The 15,912-nt window shown below is 59.3% G+C and carries 15 protein-coding genes; 14 read left to right on the top strand and 1 reads right to left on the bottom strand.

Annotated elements, in window-relative coordinates; translation table 11 throughout:
* The first annotated feature begins 564 nt into the window (after positions 1-564).
* From G449_RS0113365 to G449_RS0113300, 13 genes are all read left to right on the top strand, one after another.
* A complete protein-coding gene (locus tag G449_RS0113365) occupies positions 565-2,379 on the top strand; it encodes a putative nucleotidyltransferase substrate binding domain-containing protein (RefSeq protein WP_022659824.1) in 1,815 nt (604 codons plus the stop codon).
* Position 2,380: 1 nt separating this feature from the next.
* Complete coding sequence (locus G449_RS0113360) at positions 2,381-3,013, top strand: 3'-5' exonuclease (RefSeq protein ID WP_022659823.1); 633 nt, start codon at positions 2,381-2,383, stop codon at positions 3,011-3,013.
* Between the two features lie 54 nt (positions 3,014-3,067).
* Positions 3,068-3,382 carry a DUF485 domain-containing protein gene (locus G449_RS0113355; protein ID WP_022659822.1) on the top strand — a complete coding sequence of 105 codons (315 nt, stop codon included), beginning with the start codon at positions 3,068-3,070 and terminating at the stop codon, positions 3,380-3,382.
* The gene (locus G449_RS0113350; protein ID WP_022659821.1) at positions 3,379-5,103 is read left to right on the top strand and encodes a cation acetate symporter; all 1,725 of its coding nucleotides are present in this window, start codon (positions 3,379-3,381) and stop codon (positions 5,101-5,103) included. The genes G449_RS0113355 and G449_RS0113350 overlap by 4 nt, the downstream gene beginning before the upstream one ends.
* A gap of 339 nt (positions 5,104-5,442) precedes the next feature.
* Positions 5,443-5,997 carry a hypothetical protein gene (locus G449_RS0113345; protein WP_022659820.1) on the top strand — a complete coding sequence of 185 codons (555 nt, stop codon included), beginning with the start codon at positions 5,443-5,445 and terminating at the stop codon, positions 5,995-5,997.
* Positions 5,998-6,151: 154 nt separating this feature from the next.
* Entirely contained in the window at positions 6,152-6,631 is a 480-nt protein-coding gene (gene ahbB, locus G449_RS0113340; protein WP_022659819.1) for a siroheme decarboxylase subunit beta, read from the top strand.
* Between the two features lie 15 nt (positions 6,632-6,646).
* Positions 6,647-7,918, top strand: coding sequence for a glutamate-1-semialdehyde 2,1-aminomutase (gene hemL / locus G449_RS0113335; protein WP_022659818.1), 1,272 nt, complete (start codon positions 6,647-6,649; stop codon positions 7,916-7,918).
* Positions 7,919-7,945: 27 nt separating this feature from the next.
* Positions 7,946-9,262, top strand: coding sequence for a cobalt-precorrin 5A hydrolase (locus G449_RS0113330; RefSeq protein WP_022659817.1), 1,317 nt, complete (start codon positions 7,946-7,948; stop codon positions 9,260-9,262).
* Positions 9,259-10,038, top strand: a complete 780-nt coding sequence (cobJ, locus tag G449_RS0113325) for a precorrin-3B C(17)-methyltransferase (RefSeq protein WP_022659816.1) — start codon at positions 9,259-9,261, stop codon at positions 10,036-10,038. Before G449_RS0113330 ends, cobJ begins: the two co-directional genes overlap by 4 nt.
* A 97-nt stretch (positions 10,039-10,135) precedes the next feature.
* Positions 10,136-10,522 carry a cytochrome c3 family protein gene (locus G449_RS0113320; RefSeq protein WP_022659815.1) on the top strand — a complete coding sequence of 129 codons (387 nt, stop codon included), beginning with the start codon at positions 10,136-10,138 and terminating at the stop codon, positions 10,520-10,522.
* A 291-nt stretch (positions 10,523-10,813) separates the two neighbouring features.
* Positions 10,814-13,312 carry a hypothetical protein gene (locus tag G449_RS17885; protein WP_022659814.1) on the top strand — a complete coding sequence of 833 codons (2,499 nt, stop codon included), beginning with the start codon at positions 10,814-10,816 and terminating at the stop codon, positions 13,310-13,312.
* Positions 13,313-13,771: 459 nt separating this feature from the next.
* The gene (locus G449_RS18555) at positions 13,772-13,942 is read left to right on the top strand and encodes a hypothetical protein (RefSeq protein WP_022659812.1); all 171 of its coding nucleotides are present in this window, start codon (positions 13,772-13,774) and stop codon (positions 13,940-13,942) included.
* Between the two features lies 1 nt (position 13,943).
* Positions 13,944-14,684 (top strand): ubiquinone/menaquinone biosynthesis methyltransferase, encoded by a 741-nt coding sequence (locus G449_RS0113300; RefSeq protein ID WP_022659811.1) that lies wholly within the window; start codon positions 13,944-13,946, stop codon positions 14,682-14,684.
* A gap of 108 nt (positions 14,685-14,792) precedes the next feature.
* Here G449_RS0113300 and G449_RS0113295 read toward each other — a convergent pair whose 3' ends face one another.
* Positions 14,793-14,990, bottom strand: a complete 198-nt coding sequence (locus tag G449_RS0113295; protein ID WP_022659810.1) for a DUF2065 domain-containing protein — start codon at positions 14,988-14,990, stop codon at positions 14,793-14,795.
* Positions 14,991-15,150: 160 nt separating this feature from the next.
* Here G449_RS0113295 and mqnB point away from each other — a divergent pair, with 160 nt between their 5' ends.
* Positions 15,151-15,912 carry a futalosine hydrolase gene (gene mqnB / locus G449_RS0113285; RefSeq protein ID WP_022659808.1) on the top strand — a complete coding sequence of 254 codons (762 nt, stop codon included), beginning with the start codon at positions 15,151-15,153 and terminating at the stop codon, positions 15,910-15,912.

The following is a 15,912-nucleotide window of genomic DNA, read 5'->3' as shown; positions in this document are numbered from 1 at the left end:
TATGCAATAAGACAAGGGCATTGCAGCCCTGTCTGAATCTCTTGCCTGCAAAACTGCTGCTCAACACGCCCTCCAATTGCTTGCCGAGACGGAAGAAAGCCCACAGGGCTCAAAAGCCGCTACTATTGCATACCTCTTTTTTCCTACTGAACCTGCATGCTCCAGCTACATATATTGCACACAATCCTGATTACTGGATTGTTTATGTGTATAAAAATGATCATTTCAACAAAAAATTTTATTTATAATTTATTTTTATGAATATTAACGACTATAAAAAATAATTATTGCATGACTTAGGCTATTAATTGTAGTGTATTGATAATTTTAATAGCCAGTTTTATGTTAAATTTTGCTTTTTTAAATTGTATAAACAATCAATGAAATATTTCACATACATTGTTTACACATAATAATTTTGCTTTATTCATAAAGCACAATACGCTCATTGATTGAACAGTTTCTATCAATTGCAAACATAATTCGCACAACAGGTAAACGACGCAGGCACGGCACGGTCGGTAAAAATACAATCATACCGCAGAGACGCATTCGGGACTGACTATGCCAAACACCCGCTTTGACCTCACGCATCCCCCTTTTGATCTGCTGACTCTGGCAGAGGCATCTGCCCTGTCGGCCTCCGCCGATATCCTGTTTTTCAGCAATGATCAGGAGATTCTTGCCTCGGGAAGTGAAGTTGATGTGCTCTATCTGGTCATGAAGGGGCTTGTTCGTGAAATGTCGGGCGAGGAAATTGTGGGGGCATACCGAGAGCACGAGGCCTTTGACTGCCGCGCCCTGGCCACAGGCAGAACGCGGCACAGGTTTGTGGCGCATGAAGAAGTGCTGCTTTGCGTGTTCCCTGGGCGGGAGGTGCTGGCCCTGACGGAAAAGAACTCGCTTTTCGGCGCTTACTTTTTTGCAACCGTGTCCGACAAGCTGGGTCAGCTTGCCCAAAGCCGCGACCGCCGCGAATGGCAGAGCCTTTTTGCGGTCAAGATCAGCGATGCCGGATTTCGCCCCCCCATATTTGCCGAGGCAACGGATACCATTGCCCACGCCGCGCAGCGCATGAAGGAAAGCCGGAGGCGATCCATCTTTGTGCGCGATGGTTCCAGCACCGGAATTTTCACCACGGGCGATTTTTGCGACATCGTGGCCAACGCGGTTTCCAACCAGACTCCGCTCAAGGTCTGCGCCCAGTTTTCCCTGCTGAGCTGCGAAAAGGACGACTACCTTTTCAATGCCCTGCTCCTCATGACCCGCCACAACATCCACAGAATTGTGGTGACGGACAAGGGGCGGCCTGTGGGCGTTCTGGCCATGATCGACCTGCTTTCCTATTTCTCCAACCATTCCCTGTCGATCGCGCGGCAGCTCGAGGCGGCCACCACACTGGCCGACCTGCACAGCGCCATGCGGGACATGGAAGCCCTGATAACAACCCTCGTTACCCAGGGCATAAAAACGCCCCAGCTTGCGCGCCTTGTGCAGGTGCTCAACGCGCAGCTCATGGCCCGCCTCTGGCAGTTGACGGCCACGCCAGCCGTATTTTCCGGAAGCGCCCTGCTTACCCTTGGCTCCGAAGGCCGGGGCGAGCAGATACTGAAAACCGACCAGGACAACGCTCTGATCCTTGCGGAAGGCCTGGACGAAAAGGAGGTGGAACTCTCTGCAAACAGCTTCACGGAGCGCATGCTCAGCCTTGGCTATCCGCCCTGCCCCGGCGACATGATGGTGAACCAGCCGCTCTGGCGACACACGGTGCGAGGATGGGAACAGACCTTGCGCCAGTGGGCGGATTCCGCGCAGGGTGAGGGGCTTATGCATCTGGCAATTTTTCTGGATGCGGAAACAGTCTCCGGCCCGGCCTCATGGCTTGAGGCCTGCCGCAAGGCCTTGCGCTCGGCCCTGCACGATGATGCGGCATGGTTTGCGCGCATGGCCCTGCCCATTGAACAGTTCCCCACCCGAACAGGCGAAAGCGGCTTTTGGAGGCAGCTGCTGAACCGCGAAAAAAACGCACTGCTCGACATCAAGAAAGCGGGGATTTTCCCCATTGTGCACGGTGCCCGTATTATGGCGCTGGAGGCGGACATTGATGCCACCAACACCTTTGACCGACTGGAGGCCCTGACATCCCGGAGTATTATTGAAAAATCACAGACAGATGATCTGGCCGAATCTCTGGCCTTTCTGATGCGCCTGCGGCTGGACGCGGGCCTTGAAATGCTGCGCAAGGGGCACCCCCTGAGCAACGAGATTGATACGGCCTCCCTGTCCACCCTGGACAAAGACCTGTTGCAGGACGCCCTCCAGGTGGTCAAGCGCTTCAAGCGCATGATCAACCAGCGCTACGGGCTGGACAGGTTCTGAAATGCAAAACTCATGGATACAGGCCGTGGCGCGAAGCTGGCGCATGCGCGGCCTGCGGGAACCCCACCGTTCCCTGCTTGATCAGGATGACGGACTGCTTGTGAGCATTGATTGCGAAACAACCTCGCTCAAAGTTAAGGATGCTGAGCTGTTATCCCTTGCCGCTGTCTGCATAGACGGCCAGCGTCTTTGCACCAGAGACGCCTTTTACGCGCTGATAACGCCGCAGCATGCCCCTGACGGGCAGAATGTGCGCGTGCACGGGCTGCGCCCGTGTGATTTCAGCACGGGGCTGCCGCTTCAGGATGTGTTGTCGGCTTTTCTTCAGTTTGTCAGAGGCAGAACACTGGTGGGTTATTATCTGCAATACGACCTTGCAGTGTTGAACAAAAACTTGAGGCCACTGATGGGGGCAGCATTGCCAAACAGTCGCATAGAGGTTTCAGGCCGCTATTACGACTGGCGATTTGCGCAATATCCTGGCGCCTACATTGATCTGCGATGGGAAACGATGGTCAGAAACCTTCGCCTACCCACGCTGCCAAGGCACGATGCCATGAACGACGCCATAACAGCCGCCATGATGTATCTGGCGCTGCAATCGCGCGGATACGGCGCACACAGGCTCCCATAACGTCCAATGTCTGCGCAAAAGACATTGCGGACAAAAGTATGCGAGGAGGGAACAATGGCCTCAGAACTGACGCAACGAATCGAAAATAATGCGCAATACCAGCACCTGATCAAGACGCGCAACGCCCTTGGCTGGCGACTCACGCTTGTGGTTTTTGCCGCGTATTACGGTTTTATTCTGGTTGTCGCCTTTGACAAACAGCTCTTTGCCACGCCTCTTGCAGCCGGAATGACAACGACCTGGGGCATTCCCCTTGGCATCGGCATCATCCTGCTGACCGTTGTGCTTACGGCGGTCTACGTTCGCAAGGCCAACAGCGAATTTGACCCTGCGCTCAAGCAGATTCTTGAAAAAGAGGTGCAGTCATGAGGGGAATAAGCACTTGCACATCCTCCCATAGGCTCAGGCAACAAAAATCTGCCCCAACCATCAGCGCTGCAACATTCTGCACGGCGCTTTTTATCGCTTTGCTGCCCGGTCAGCCTCTGGCGGCGGGCGTCATAGAAGAAACGCAAAAGCAGAACACCGACTGGACAGCCATCATCATGTTCACCATTTTTGTCGGTGCATCGCTGTGGATAACCAAGTGGGCCGCCAAGCGCACCCGCTCCGCTGCGGATTTTTACACGGCAGGCGGCGGCATCACGGGCTTTCAGAACGGTCTTGCCATCGCGGGCGACTTTATGTCGGCGGCCTCCTTTCTGGGCATTTCAGCCGCCGTCATGGCAACGGGTTTTGACGGCCTGATCTACGCCATCGGCTTTCAGGTGGGCTGGCCGCTCATAACCTTCATGCTGGCGGAGCGCCTGCGCAATCTTGGGCGCTTCACCTTTGCCGATGTGGTGGCCTACAGGCTCCAGCAGGTGCCTGTGCGCATATTTGCCGCATCGGGCACCCTGGTTGTGGTACTGTTCTATCTTATTGCGCAGATGGTGGGCGCGGGGCAGCTCATCAAGCTGCTCTTCGGGCTTGATTACCACTATGCGGTGGTTATCGTGGGTCTGCTCATGATGGCCTATGTGCTTTTTGGCGGAATGACGGCAACCACTTGGGTGCAGATCATCAAGGCCTGCCTGCTGCTCGGCGGGGCCTCGTTCATGGCCTTTATGGTTATGGCCCAGTATGGTTTCAGCCCCGAAAAGCTTTTCACCGCCGCTGTGGACATCAAAAAAAACACGGCCATCATGGGGCCGGGCGGCTTTGTGAAAGACCCTGTTTCGGCCATTTCGCTCGGCATTGCCCTCATGTTCGGCACTGCCGGGCTGCCGCATATCCTGATGCGCTTTTTTACTGTGCCGGACGCCAGGGAAGCCAGAAAAAGCGTGTTCTGGGCAACCACATGGATCGGCTATTTCTACATTCTGACCTTCATCATCGGCTTCGGGGCCATAGTGTTTGTGAGCACCAATCCCGAATTCCTTGATGCAAACGGAGTGTTGCGCGGGGGCAGCAACATGGCTGCCGTGCATCTGGCCAACGCCATTGGCGGCAATATCTTTCTTGGCTTTATGTCGGCAGTGGCCTTTGCCACCATTCTGGCAGTGGTGGCGGGGCTGACGCTCTCGGGCGCGTCTGCCGTTGCGCACGACCTGTACGCCTCTGCCCTCAAAAAGGGCACGGCCAGCTCCAGCGAGGAGCTTAAAATTTCCAAGCTGACAACCGTGGCCCTCGGCATCATCGCCATGTTTCTTGGCATCGTGTTTGAAAAGCAGAACGTGGCCTTCATGGTGTCTCTGGCCTTTGCCATTGCGGCCTCGGCCAACTTTCCGGCCCTGATCCTCTCGGTGCTGTGGAAGGGCTGCACCACCAAAGGGGCTGTAGCCGGGGGGTTTACGGGCCTGCTGGCCGCGCTGGTCATGACCATGCTCTCGGATGCAGTGTGGGTGGCGACCTTGGGCAATCCGCCAGGCTCCGCGCCCTTTCCGTATTCCTCCCCGGCCATTTTTTCCATGCCCCTGGCCTTTTTGTGCATCTGGGTAGTGTCCATATGCGATCAGTCCCCGCAGGCGCAGAAGGAACGGGAGGCTTTTGCCGACCAGAAAATCCGGTCTGAAACCGGCCTTGGAGCTTTCAAGCCCACGGCGCATTAATCATCGGAACGCACCCAGCCCTTGCGCAAGGTCTGGCATGGGACAGCGTTGACTTGCAGCGGCCATCAAACAACCTGCCCGCCCGGAAACAGATATTTTTCGGGCGGGCAGGCTCAACGAATTTGTAAACCATTCCCGCAAAAGCAACACGGCATTGCAGGGCATCTTATTTTGCGGTGCGCGACTGCGTATGCCAACGCATTCCGGTTGCGGCGCTTTTCCTTGCGGGCTTGCCTTGCCGACTGCTGCAAATTTTGCCATGATGTTCATGACGCTTCTGCCGGTTTTTTTGGCCCTTATACCCTTGTCCGGCGCAACAATCCTTTGAGGAGGGCATCCATGCTTACCCCCAACCAGTGTGTGCTTTACAGCGGCGGCGCCGCAGGAACAGAGCAGTTCTTCGGCGCTTTGGCCGAAAGCTGGGGTATGGAAGAAGTAAACTACAGCTTTGAAGGTCACCAGATCGAACGGACGCGCGGCGTGCGGGTGCTCACCTCTGAAGAACTGGCCCTCAAGGATGTCAGCCTGACCTACGTTTCGCGCCTCATGAGCCGCGAATACACGCGCGCACCCCTTTTCCGCAAAGTCTTGCAGTCCATCTGCTGGCAGGTCAGCAGCGGCGAGCAGATCATCGTTATCGGCGCAGTCCAGCCTGACGGTACCGTCAAGGGCGGCACCGGGTGGGGGGCAGAATTTGCCAAGATATGCAACAAGCCCCTGTTTGTTTTTGATCAGCCCAAGAATGCCTGGTTTTTCTGGAACAAAGACAACTGGACCCAGACAGACGAACCCATGATCACCCATGCCCATTTTGCCGCCACAGGCACACGTTTTCTTGAAGACAATGGCCGCATCGCCATTCAGAACCTGTTTGCGCGCTCTTTTTCGCGCTAAAGCAGAATACTATTGTCAATGCGCTAGAAAGATAATCCGCTTCTGCTGCAACGGCCCCTGGTCCGCGAACGGCCCGGGGGCCGTGCTTGCGGCATGTACCCCACCTGCCGCAGGCTGCGCAGGCAGCGCCTCAGCCCATAGTACCGGAGAATTCATGAGCCGTCAGTTTACCCCCGCAGAACAGGCCGTGCTGCGCATCGTGCAGGACAACCTGCCAGATTCGCTCACGCCCTACGCAGATATTGCCGAAAAGGCAGGAATGACAGAATCCCAGGTGCTTGAGCTGCTTGGTTCGCTCAAGGAATCCGGGGCAATCCGCCGTTTTGGAGCCAGCATCAAACACCAGAAAACCGGCTGGACGCACAACGCCATGGTGGCCTGGAAGATCGCCCCCGATCAGGTGGAACAGTGCGGCACGCAGGCCTCCCTGCACGACCATATCTCCCATGTCTACTACCGCCCGAGTTCCGCGCCCGACTGGCCGTATGAACTCTACACCATGATTCATGGCCGCAGCGAGGCCGAGTGCCTTGGCGTGGTGGAAGACCTCAAGCGCGATACCCTGCTGCGCGAGCATGCCGTGCTGCGCAGCCTCAAGGAACTGAAAAAAATTTCCATGACCTATTTTGCCTGATACAAGGAGCCATTGATGGATACCACTTCTCGGCAGCTTTTTGAAAAGGCCTGCGCGGTTATTCCCGGCGGCGTCAACAGCCCTGTGCGCGCCTGCCACAATGTGGACAGCCAGCCCCTGTTCATAGCCGAAGCTCACGGCTGCCGGATTACCGATGTGGACGGCCACGAGTATATCGACTTTGTACTCTCCTGGGGTCCCATGATCCTTGGGCATGACGAGCCTTCCGTCACCCAGGCCGTGTGCGAGGCCGCCAAACGCGGCACCAGCTACGGCGCTCCCTGCCCGGCGGAAGTAATCCTGGCCGAAGAAGTGGTCGCCGCCATGCCCAGCCTTGAAATGGTGCGCATGGTCAACTCCGGCACAGAGGCCACCATGAGCGCCCTGCGCCTGGCCCGCGCTGCCACCAAGAGGGACAAGGTCCTCAAGTTTGTGGGCTGCTACCACGGCCACGCCGATCCATTCCTCGCCGCCGCAGGTTCCGGCCTCGCCACGTTCTCCATTCCCGGCACTCCCGGCGTGCCCGCAGCCGTTGTGGCAGACACCCTGCTTGCGCCCTACAACGACCTTGATGCCGTCAAGGCCATCTTTGAGCAGCACGGCGCGAGTATTGCCGCCATCATTGTGGAGCCTGTGGCCGCCAACATGGGCCTTGTGCTGCCCAAGCCCGGCTTTCTTGAAGGCCTGCGCGCCGTCTGCGACCAGTACGGCAGCCTGCTCATTTTTGACGAAGTCATCACCGGCTTTCGCGCAGCCTTTGGCGGCGCGCAGGCCCGCTTCAGCATAGACCCCGACCTCACCACCTTTGGCAAGATTATTGGCGGCGGTCTGCCCGTGGGTGCCTTTGGCGGCAAGCGCCGCTACATGGAACTCATCGCGCCCAGAGGCGGCGTGTATCAGGCGGGCACGCTTTCGGGCAATCCGCTGGCAATGGCTGCCGGCATAGCCACCCTGCGCTACCTCAAAACCGCCGATTACGCGGCGCTTGAAAAACGTACCCACGCCTTTGCCATGGAACTGCGCGACATTCTGGCATCCAAGGGCGTGCCGATTCAGATGCCCACCCTTGCTTCCATGTTCTGCCCCTATTTCAGCGAGCAGGAAGTCACGGATTTTGCCGCCGCCACGCTGTGTGATCAGGCGCTTTTCACCACGTTCTACAAGCAGATGCGCGCTCACGGCATCTACCTTGCGCCTTCCGGCTACGAGACGGGCATGGTTTCCTTTGTCCACAGGGACGAGGATTTCAACAAGGCTCTGGACGCTGCCCGCAAGGTCATTTTTTAAGTCGAAACAGCAAGAAGGGGACCTCGCATGCGGGGTTCCCTTCTTGCTATTTTCTCCACGCAGCGGCATCCGCCCGTATCCCTGTCGCCGCGCGTCACCAGACAGGCAGCCGAGGGAGGCCCCTTGCACAGTCCCCGCCGAATCACAGCGCTTGCCTGCTATGCGCTCAGCCAGTCTGCCCTGCCTCTGGCGCAGCGTCTGGCGGACTGCCTTGCGGTCAAACCGTGGGGCCTGCCCGGTCAACTCCAGCATCCCGCACGTCCGGCCCAGCCATCAGAGCACCCAGCCCACGGCAAGCCCTCCGGTCTGGCCCGTGTGGAAATTTTCGCCCCATCGCGGTTTTGCCCTGCGGGGGTTACGCCCTTTGAAAAAATCGGCACCCTACTGGCGGCAACCTATAAAAATTTTGCGGCGCATGCCTTCATCGGCGCAACGGGCATAGCCGTGCGCGCGCTTGCGCCCCTGCTGGCGCACAAGAGCACCGATGCCCCTGTGATCGTACTTGATCCTGCGGGGCAGCACGTCATAAGCCTGCTCTCCGGCCACTGGGGCGGAGCCAACGAACTGGCCAGCCATGTGGCCCATCTGCTCGGGGCAACGGCAGTTATCACCACTGCATCGGACACAGCCTCCAATGCGCCCGGAGCAGGGACAAATCAGCCCCGCAAGGCCGCTCCTGCGCTTGATATGCTCCTGCGCAACGCGGGGCTGCTACCCGTGGACTGGAACCGCCTGCCTGCAGCGCAGGCCGCCATGATTGAAGGGGAAAGCCTGAATCTTTGGGATCCCTGCCATGCCGTGCCGGATCATCCCCAGTTGCAGCGCCTGCCCGCAGGCGAGGCCGATGCCACGCCGCCAGAACACCGCGGCCCGCTGGTTGCGGCGCACTGGCGCGAGCTTGCACCGAGCCCCGCAATCTTGCGTGTGGCCGTTCCCCGGCTGGTGATAGGCCTGGGCTGCCGCAAAAACGCGCCCGGCGATATGGTGGAAACCGCCACGCGCAAGCTGCTGGCGGCCCAAAAGTTTGAACCTCTGGCTGTGGCTGCGTTGGCGACCGTGAAAGAAAAATTACAGGAACCCGCCCTGCTGGCTCTTGCCGAGCGGATGGGCGTTCCTTTGCATGGCTTTGAAGCCGCCGACCTCGCGCGCTGCCCTACACCCAATCCGTCTGCAGCGGCGGGCCGGCGCTTTAGCCAGCCGCCTTTCAGCGTGTGTGAAGCAGCGGCCCTGCTGGCGGCAGCGCAGATTTTTCCGACGGGCGTGCCCCGTCTGCTCCTCCCTAAAACTATCGAGCAAGGCCAGTTGACTCTGGCCTTAGCCATCTCGGACAGGATTGAACGATGAACCCAGCCAGTCTGCATGTTGTCGGCCTCGGCCCCGGTGATGCCGCATGCCTTACCCCTCAGGCCCGCACGGCCATAGCGAATGCATCCTGCGTGGCTGGTTACAGCCTCTACATGGAACTGGTGCCGCCGGAACTGCTGGCAGGCAAACAGTGCATCAGCACCGGCATGCGGCACGAGGAAGAACGCTGCGCTGCGGCGGTGGATGCTGCCCTGTCAGGCCAGCCCACGGCCCTTGTCTGCTCTGGCGACCCCGGCATCTATGCGCTGGCGGGTCTGGCCCTCGAGATTCTGGAAAACCGGAATCTTGTGGGCAGCGTGCCCTTCAGCGTTGTGCCGGGCGTTCCAGCGGTGTGCGCGGCGGCAGCCCTGCTGGGCGCTCCCCTGATGCACGATTTTGCCTGCATCAGCCTGAGCGACCTGCTCACGCCGTGGGAAACCATTGAACGCAGGCTCCACGCGGCCCTGGAGGCCGATTTTGTCTGCGCCATCTATAATCCCCGCTCCAAGGGGCGGCCCCACCATCTGGAGCAGACACTTGAAATTGCGCGGCAATCCCGCGCGCCGCATTGCCCTGTAGGGCTTGTGCGCAAGGCCTTTCGCCCCGGCGAGGAAGCCCGAGTGTTCCGCCTTGACCAGTTTGACCCGGAACAGGTCGACATGCTCTCCATACTCATCATCGGCAATGCAGAAAGCCGGGCGTTGGGGAACTTCATGCTCACCCCCAGAGGTTACGCGCGCAAAAAGACTTCCAATCTCGGCAACTTATCAAAATAGTTGGAATGTCATTTTTCCATAGTCATTGACTTACCGTAATGAGGGCCGTAAAATCACACCAATTTGTTCTCATCTGCCGCACAAAAGGAGGCCTGTCGTGAAGAAAGTTCTGGTTCTTACCTGTATCATGGTGTTTGCCCTGGCCCTGCCCGCGCTTGCAGCGCCCGCCGCCCCGGACAAACCGCTGGAATTCAAGGGTTCCCAAAAGACCGTCATGTTCCCGCACGCAGTGCATGCCAAGGTTGAATGCGTTACCTGTCACCATCAGGTTGACGGCAAGGAAAGCTTTGCCAAGTGCGGCAGCTCCGGTTGCCACGATGACCTCGCAGGCAAGCAGGGCGAAAAGAGCCTGTACTATGTTGTGCACACCAAGAAAGAACTCAAGCACACCAACTGCATCGGCTGCCACTCCAAGGTTGTGGAAGGAAAGCCCGAACTCAAGAAAGACCTGACCGCCTGCGCCAAGTCCAAGTGCCATCCGTAGGTCTGCTTGGCTGCCTTGTTCCAAAAGCCGCCTCTGCGCGGCTTTTTTATTTTGGCATAACAGCCTTGTAGCCTTTGCATCGCGGCTGGCATGATCAGTAAATCACGCGTTCCCTGCGCATTGACTTTTTGCTTATGCGCGGCAGAAGGCAATTCTGGCGCAAAGAGTTTTGTCCTATTTGCGTCTTTTGCCATAAACTGATACGAAAAACTGTCGTTTTTGCAGTATGAAACGATGTATTTTGCATGACTCCGGCCGTTGGCCGCTGCACATAACCCCATGAGGTGGCGCATGGTTGCCAAGAACACCGCTGAAACCGATGACCAGATCATCGATCTCACAGAACTGATCGAAAAAGGCGAAGTTCCGGCAAACGATCCGTCCGAGCAGCCCCAGGCCGCTGCCGCCCCCGAGGTGGAAGCGGATCAGGAGGCGCTGAACGAGCACCTGCGCGGCCTCAACGATGGTTCAAGTGCTGCGGATGCAGAAATTGACGATCTGCTCGCACAGATGGATATCAAGGACGAAGGCCAGAGCGACCCCAATGACGTGGCGCTGGACTTCTCCGCTCCGTCAACGCAGACCGATCATCCCATCGACCCCAATGAACAGTTGCTCATGCCTGGCATGGGCGATGTGGACAACCTGCTGAACGCCCTTGATATCCCCCCGCAGCCAGCGGAAAGGGAACCGGAAGTGGCCGCACCTGCCAGCGCAAAACAGGCCGCAAGTCAGGCTACGAATCAGGCTGCTGACGATGCCGTGGACGCCCTGCTGAACGATTTTCACGCCGCAGCGCCTGCGCCGCAAGCGCCTGCTGAGCCGCAGAATAACATTCCTGATCTGGACGAACTGCTGGCATCTGTGAATACCGCCCCAGCCACCGGAAACTCCAGCGATATTGATGACCTGCTCAACGCTGCCAACCTCGCACCGGCACAGCCGGAACCTGCGGCGGCACCTTCCGCTGCGCAAAACCCGGCCTTTTCCAACGATGATCTTGACAGCCTGCTGGCTGCAGTGGCAGGCGGTGGGGCCCCGAGCTCTTCGCAGGCCGCCTCCCCGACGCCCCAGGCTGCCGCTCCGGCTCCTGCTCCGGCAGCAGCACCCGCTGCCAGCCCAGACATGGGGGTGGATATCGACAGCCTGCTGGCTGCCGCCGCGGATGATTTGCAGAGCAAGCTTGACGCGGCCCAGCCAGAAGCGGCTCCCGCGCCACAATCGGCTCCTGCACCGCAGCCTGCTCCCATTCCTGCTCCAGCCCCTGCGGCAAGCCCAGATATGCCTGCCGACCTCGGCGTGGATATCGACAGCCTGCTGGCTGCCGCCGCAGACGATTTGCAGAGCAAGCTTGACGCGGCCCAGCCAGAAGCGGCTCCCGTACAAGCGCCCGCGCCCATTCCTGCGCCAGCCCCTGCGGCAAGCCCTGATATGCCTGCCGACCTCGGCGTGGATATCGACAGCCTGCTGGCTGCCGCCGCTGACGATTTGCAGGGCAAGCTTGACGCAGCCCAGCCCGAAGCGGCTCCCGTACAAGCGCCCGCGCCAGCCCCGGAACCCCAGCCCGATCTGAATGCAGACCTCGACAGTCTGCTGGCTGCCGTAACCGGCGGTGCGGCCCCTGCCGCTGAACCGCAGGAAGATGTTTCCGGTGTTCTGCTCCACCCCGAGCTGGAACTCATGACCGATATCCAGCCAGAGCCTGTTGCTGAAGCATTGCACGGCTCTTTGCCCGAACTGGAACCAGTGTTGGAGCCTGTTCAGGCCACCCAGCCGGAACAGGCTGTGGAACTGCCTACAGATTTTGACGCGCTTCTGGCCGCCGCTGCGGACCAAGCCGCCACCGACCATGCGGATGTGGCCCCGGCAGACGTGCAGGACATTATTGCAGACGCCTCCGCTCAGGCAGAATCCGATGTATTTGAGGCTGTTGCCGCAGCTGAACCAGCGCAGGCCGATGACCTTCGCCTGCTTGAACCCGATGGAATCCTGCCGCCGGATGCCAACTTGCTGACAGGGCCTTCTGTGGATGAACCTGCCGGAGCCGACCTTTTCACGCCCGAGCCTGCCGCAGTGGAAGCTGTCGAAGTGGAGCCTGCTGCGGCAGATATGCCGGAAAGCGCCGGGCAGTTCGCTTATGAACCTGCATTCAGGCCTCAGGCGGCCCATGTTACGGATTCGACAGATATTGCAACTGACGTTGCCGCAGTAGCTGTGTCCGGCGCAGCCCTTGAGGCTGTCATGGAACAGGCCAAAGAGGCCTCATCCCACGCCATTGACGCCTTTGCCCAGGCATTTGACGCCTCCACGCGCGCGGCAGACGCAGCCGAAACAGCCAGCAAGCTCACGGCACGCGTTGAGCAGTGCGAGGCCGCGCTTCAGGAAGCCGGGGACCGCATCATCGCGCTGGAAACCGCGCTGGAAGAGCAGATTCACGCGTCGCAGGAACTGGCCGCCAACAGCCTGCCCCGTCAGGAACTGGAAGACATGTTTGTCGAGGGCCATCCCCTGTACCAGAACCTCATGGATTGCATCAGTAAGGCGGTTGCCACGGCCCTGGCGTCTGCCCCGGCCCCGCAAACCGAACATGACGACGCCCAATCGCTTGTGGAAGAGCACCTGCAACCTGTTGTCACTGCCGCCCGCAGCGCCACGGCGCGCATGGATGCCCTTGAAACCCGGCTGGATGCCCTTGAGCCGCGCTTTAACGACAGGGTGGAACGGGCCGCTGCTGCGGCTGCGGCGCGCATACTGCGCGAAGAAATAGGCAGACTGCTCGAAGATCAGTAGGGGGCTTTTTGCCCTGTGCAGCGGCCCGCATTCAGGCCGCAAGCAGCCGCCCGAACTATTCGGGGTGTTAACCGCTGGTTGGCAGCATAACTGCCCGTCTGAGCTGCGCGATTTTTGGAGAAATCCCCTTGGCAACGTGTCTGCAAGCCGAACCCGCTTCGCCCCTTGCCTAAGGCCCTGCTTCAATCACTGCTCCGCTGGCAACAGGTATTTCAAGGTAAAAAGGCACCAGGCGCACAGGCATGTCGACCTTGCCAATGGCAGGCGGAACGCATATGCTGTTGCGCGGTTTCGCGGGCGCTGCCCCGTGATTCTCAATCAATAAAACAAAGGGGCGGGGGCTGTTGCTTCCGTTTCTTAACCCGTCCAGGCAATACCCGCTGTGGGTCACGGCCGTTCCCCAAAGGGGCGGGTTTTTCATATTTGCCGCGCCCGTCAGGGCCGGAAGCTGAGGCCAGCATGGATAAGGATCGCAAGGAAGCCCTTCAGGTTGCCAAGGAACTGACCGCCAAATTCATAGAAACGCGCACGGTTTCCCCCAGCAATTTTGCTGAGGTATTTCCTTCGGTCTATCGTGTTGTCTGCGCCGCTATCGGTGTGGACACCGACCAGGACAAGGCCGGGAAATAACGTGGAATCTCCCCGCAACACCGCTACGGAAACTGTTGTCAAACCTGCGCACGATGCGGCGGTGGCAGGCATGTTTGGCCGTATTGTACCTTTTTATGACCTGCTGAACCGCGTGCTCAGCCTCGGGCTTGACCAGTACTGGCGCAAGGTGCTGGCGCAAAACGTGCGCATTGGCGATACCGGCAGGGTGCTGGATCTGGCGGCTGGTACGCTGGATGTTTCCCTTGCCATTCGCCGCCGCCACCCCTCGGCCATTGTCCCGGCCATGGATTTTTGCCCGCCCATGCTGGTGCGCGGCAGCCGCAAACTCAAGGACGCCAACGCCCGCAGCATCCTGCCTGTTGCCGCAGACGCCAAGCGCCTGCCCCTGCCCGATGCTTCAGTTGACTGTATCACCATTGCCTTTGGCATCCGCAACATTCTGCCCCGCGAAGCGGCCTTTGCCGAAATGCTGCGCGTTCTGCGCCCCGGCGGCAGGGCCTGCATCCTTGAATTCGGTTCCGGGCAGGAGCGTATCTGGGGCGGCCTGTACAACGTATATCTCAACCACCTGCTGCCCAGGGTTGGCAAAGTATTTTCAAAAGATCCGGGCGCGTACGAGTACCTTGCCGATACCATCCGCAAGTTTCCCTCGGCCCTCAGCCTTGAAAAAGAAATGCGCGCTGCGGGCTTTGAACGTGCCTGGCACGAAAAGCTCACTTCCGGCATTGTCTGCCTGCATGTGGGTGAAAAGGCGCGCTAGACCAGATTGGCGTGAAAAAAGCCTGCCGCCATGCCGCGCATGACACACTGCGGCATCTGAAGGCGCACCGGGCGGCAAGCCAGACACGATGGTGCGGGTAATCAGGCTTTAGTGCGAGGCCAGCGCCACCAGACCAAGTCCTACGGCCAGGGCGATCAGCCCAAGGACGCGGAGGCGGCTTTCCGGCTGGGGCAGCAATTGCAGCAGGGCGCGCCGCATGCCGCCGGGAAAGAGTGTCCAGCAAAGGCCCTCAATAACGATGGCCAGACCAAGAGCGCGGAGAAAAAGGGCGTAATCGAATTTCATGGTTTTCTGGTGACGGAAAACCCGCCTTTTGTAAAGGAACGAATCATGGCTGCTCACACGGCGCTGCAAAACGGCACAGACATGACCTGCGGGGAAAATCCCGCAGGCGCGTTATTCCCAGCCCTGCGCCCGACAAACAGCAGCCAAAGGCCGTGACCCTGTGAGCCTGCTGCTTTGCGCCGCCACCGGCCCGGAACTGGCGGGCCTTGTGCCCGGATTTTCGCCTGTGGAGCTTGCTGCGCCAACCGGGGGTGCAAGCGAAAGCCCGGCAAAATCCTGGCCTGAAATGCACCTCTGGCCAGTGCGCCTCAGATGTGGCGCCGCGCTGTGCTGCATCACCGGGGTTGGCCCCATTAACGCAGCGCTGGCCATGGGCCTGGCCCTTTGCAGGGCAAAAAACGAAGGCACGCCCATTACGGCCGTGCTCAACGCTGGCCTTGCCGGGGCCTTTGATCTGGCAGAGCGCCCACTTTTGGGGCTGTGCATGGTGAGCGAAGAAATCTGGCCGGAATACGGCCTGCACGATGGGCGCTCCGTCACCGCCGAGGCTTTTGGCTTTCCGCAGTGGCAGCCCGCGACCGGGCCTGCGGTGCGCAACCGCCTGCCCCTGGCAGGGGCGGAAGCGCTTGAGCGCTTTGGCGCGCGGCAACAACCGGATGTTTTTTTGCCTTGCGTATCGCTCACCGTTGCCGGGGTCAGCGCGAGTTTTGCCAGAGCGGCAGACCTGCGCGCCCGCTACCGGGCGGATCTGGAAAATATGGAAGGCTTTGCCGTGGCGTATGCATGCGCCCGCGAGGGCATCCCCTGTGTGGAGACGCGCAGCGTCTCCAACAAGGTCGGCCCCCGCGCCAATGACGAAAAGGATTTTCCCGGCGCGCTGCGCGCGCTCACGCGGGTTTTGCCCGCGCTTAACCTTATCTGA

This window comes from Desulfovibrio desulfuricans DSM 642, from assembly GCF_000420465.1.
In the GTDB taxonomy this organism is placed as follows: domain Bacteria; phylum Desulfobacterota; class Desulfovibrionia; order Desulfovibrionales; family Desulfovibrionaceae; genus Desulfovibrio; species Desulfovibrio desulfuricans.
Note: the sequence above shows the minus strand (reverse complement) of the source record. Positions and strands in the feature narration are given on the sequence as shown.

Coding starts and splice junctions, on each gene's coding strand:
- G449_RS17885 (WP_022659814.1), top strand. CDS start 10,814: ATGGTTGCCAAGAACACCGCTGAAACCGATGACCAGATCATCGATCTC.
- G449_RS0113350 (WP_022659821.1), top strand. CDS start 3,379: ATGAGGGGAATAAGCACTTGCACATCCTCCCATAGGCTCAGGCAACAA.
- G449_RS0113360 (WP_022659823.1), top strand. CDS start 2,381: ATGCAAAACTCATGGATACAGGCCGTGGCGCGAAGCTGGCGCATGCGC.
- G449_RS0113295 (WP_022659810.1), bottom strand. CDS start 14,990: ATGAAATTCGATTACGCCCTTTTTCTCCGCGCTCTTGGTCTGGCCATC.
- G449_RS0113330 (WP_022659817.1), top strand. CDS start 7,946: ATGCGGGGTTCCCTTCTTGCTATTTTCTCCACGCAGCGGCATCCGCCC.
- G449_RS0113355 (WP_022659822.1), top strand. CDS start 3,068: ATGGCCTCAGAACTGACGCAACGAATCGAAAATAATGCGCAATACCAG.
- cobJ (WP_022659816.1), top strand. CDS start 9,259: ATGAACCCAGCCAGTCTGCATGTTGTCGGCCTCGGCCCCGGTGATGCC.
- hemL (WP_022659818.1), top strand. CDS start 6,647: ATGGATACCACTTCTCGGCAGCTTTTTGAAAAGGCCTGCGCGGTTATT.
- G449_RS0113365 (WP_022659824.1), top strand. CDS start 565: ATGCCAAACACCCGCTTTGACCTCACGCATCCCCCTTTTGATCTGCTG.
- ahbB (WP_022659819.1), top strand. CDS start 6,152: ATGAGCCGTCAGTTTACCCCCGCAGAACAGGCCGTGCTGCGCATCGTG.
- G449_RS0113345 (WP_022659820.1), top strand. CDS start 5,443: ATGCTTACCCCCAACCAGTGTGTGCTTTACAGCGGCGGCGCCGCAGGA.
- G449_RS18555 (WP_022659812.1), top strand. CDS start 13,772: ATGGATAAGGATCGCAAGGAAGCCCTTCAGGTTGCCAAGGAACTGACC.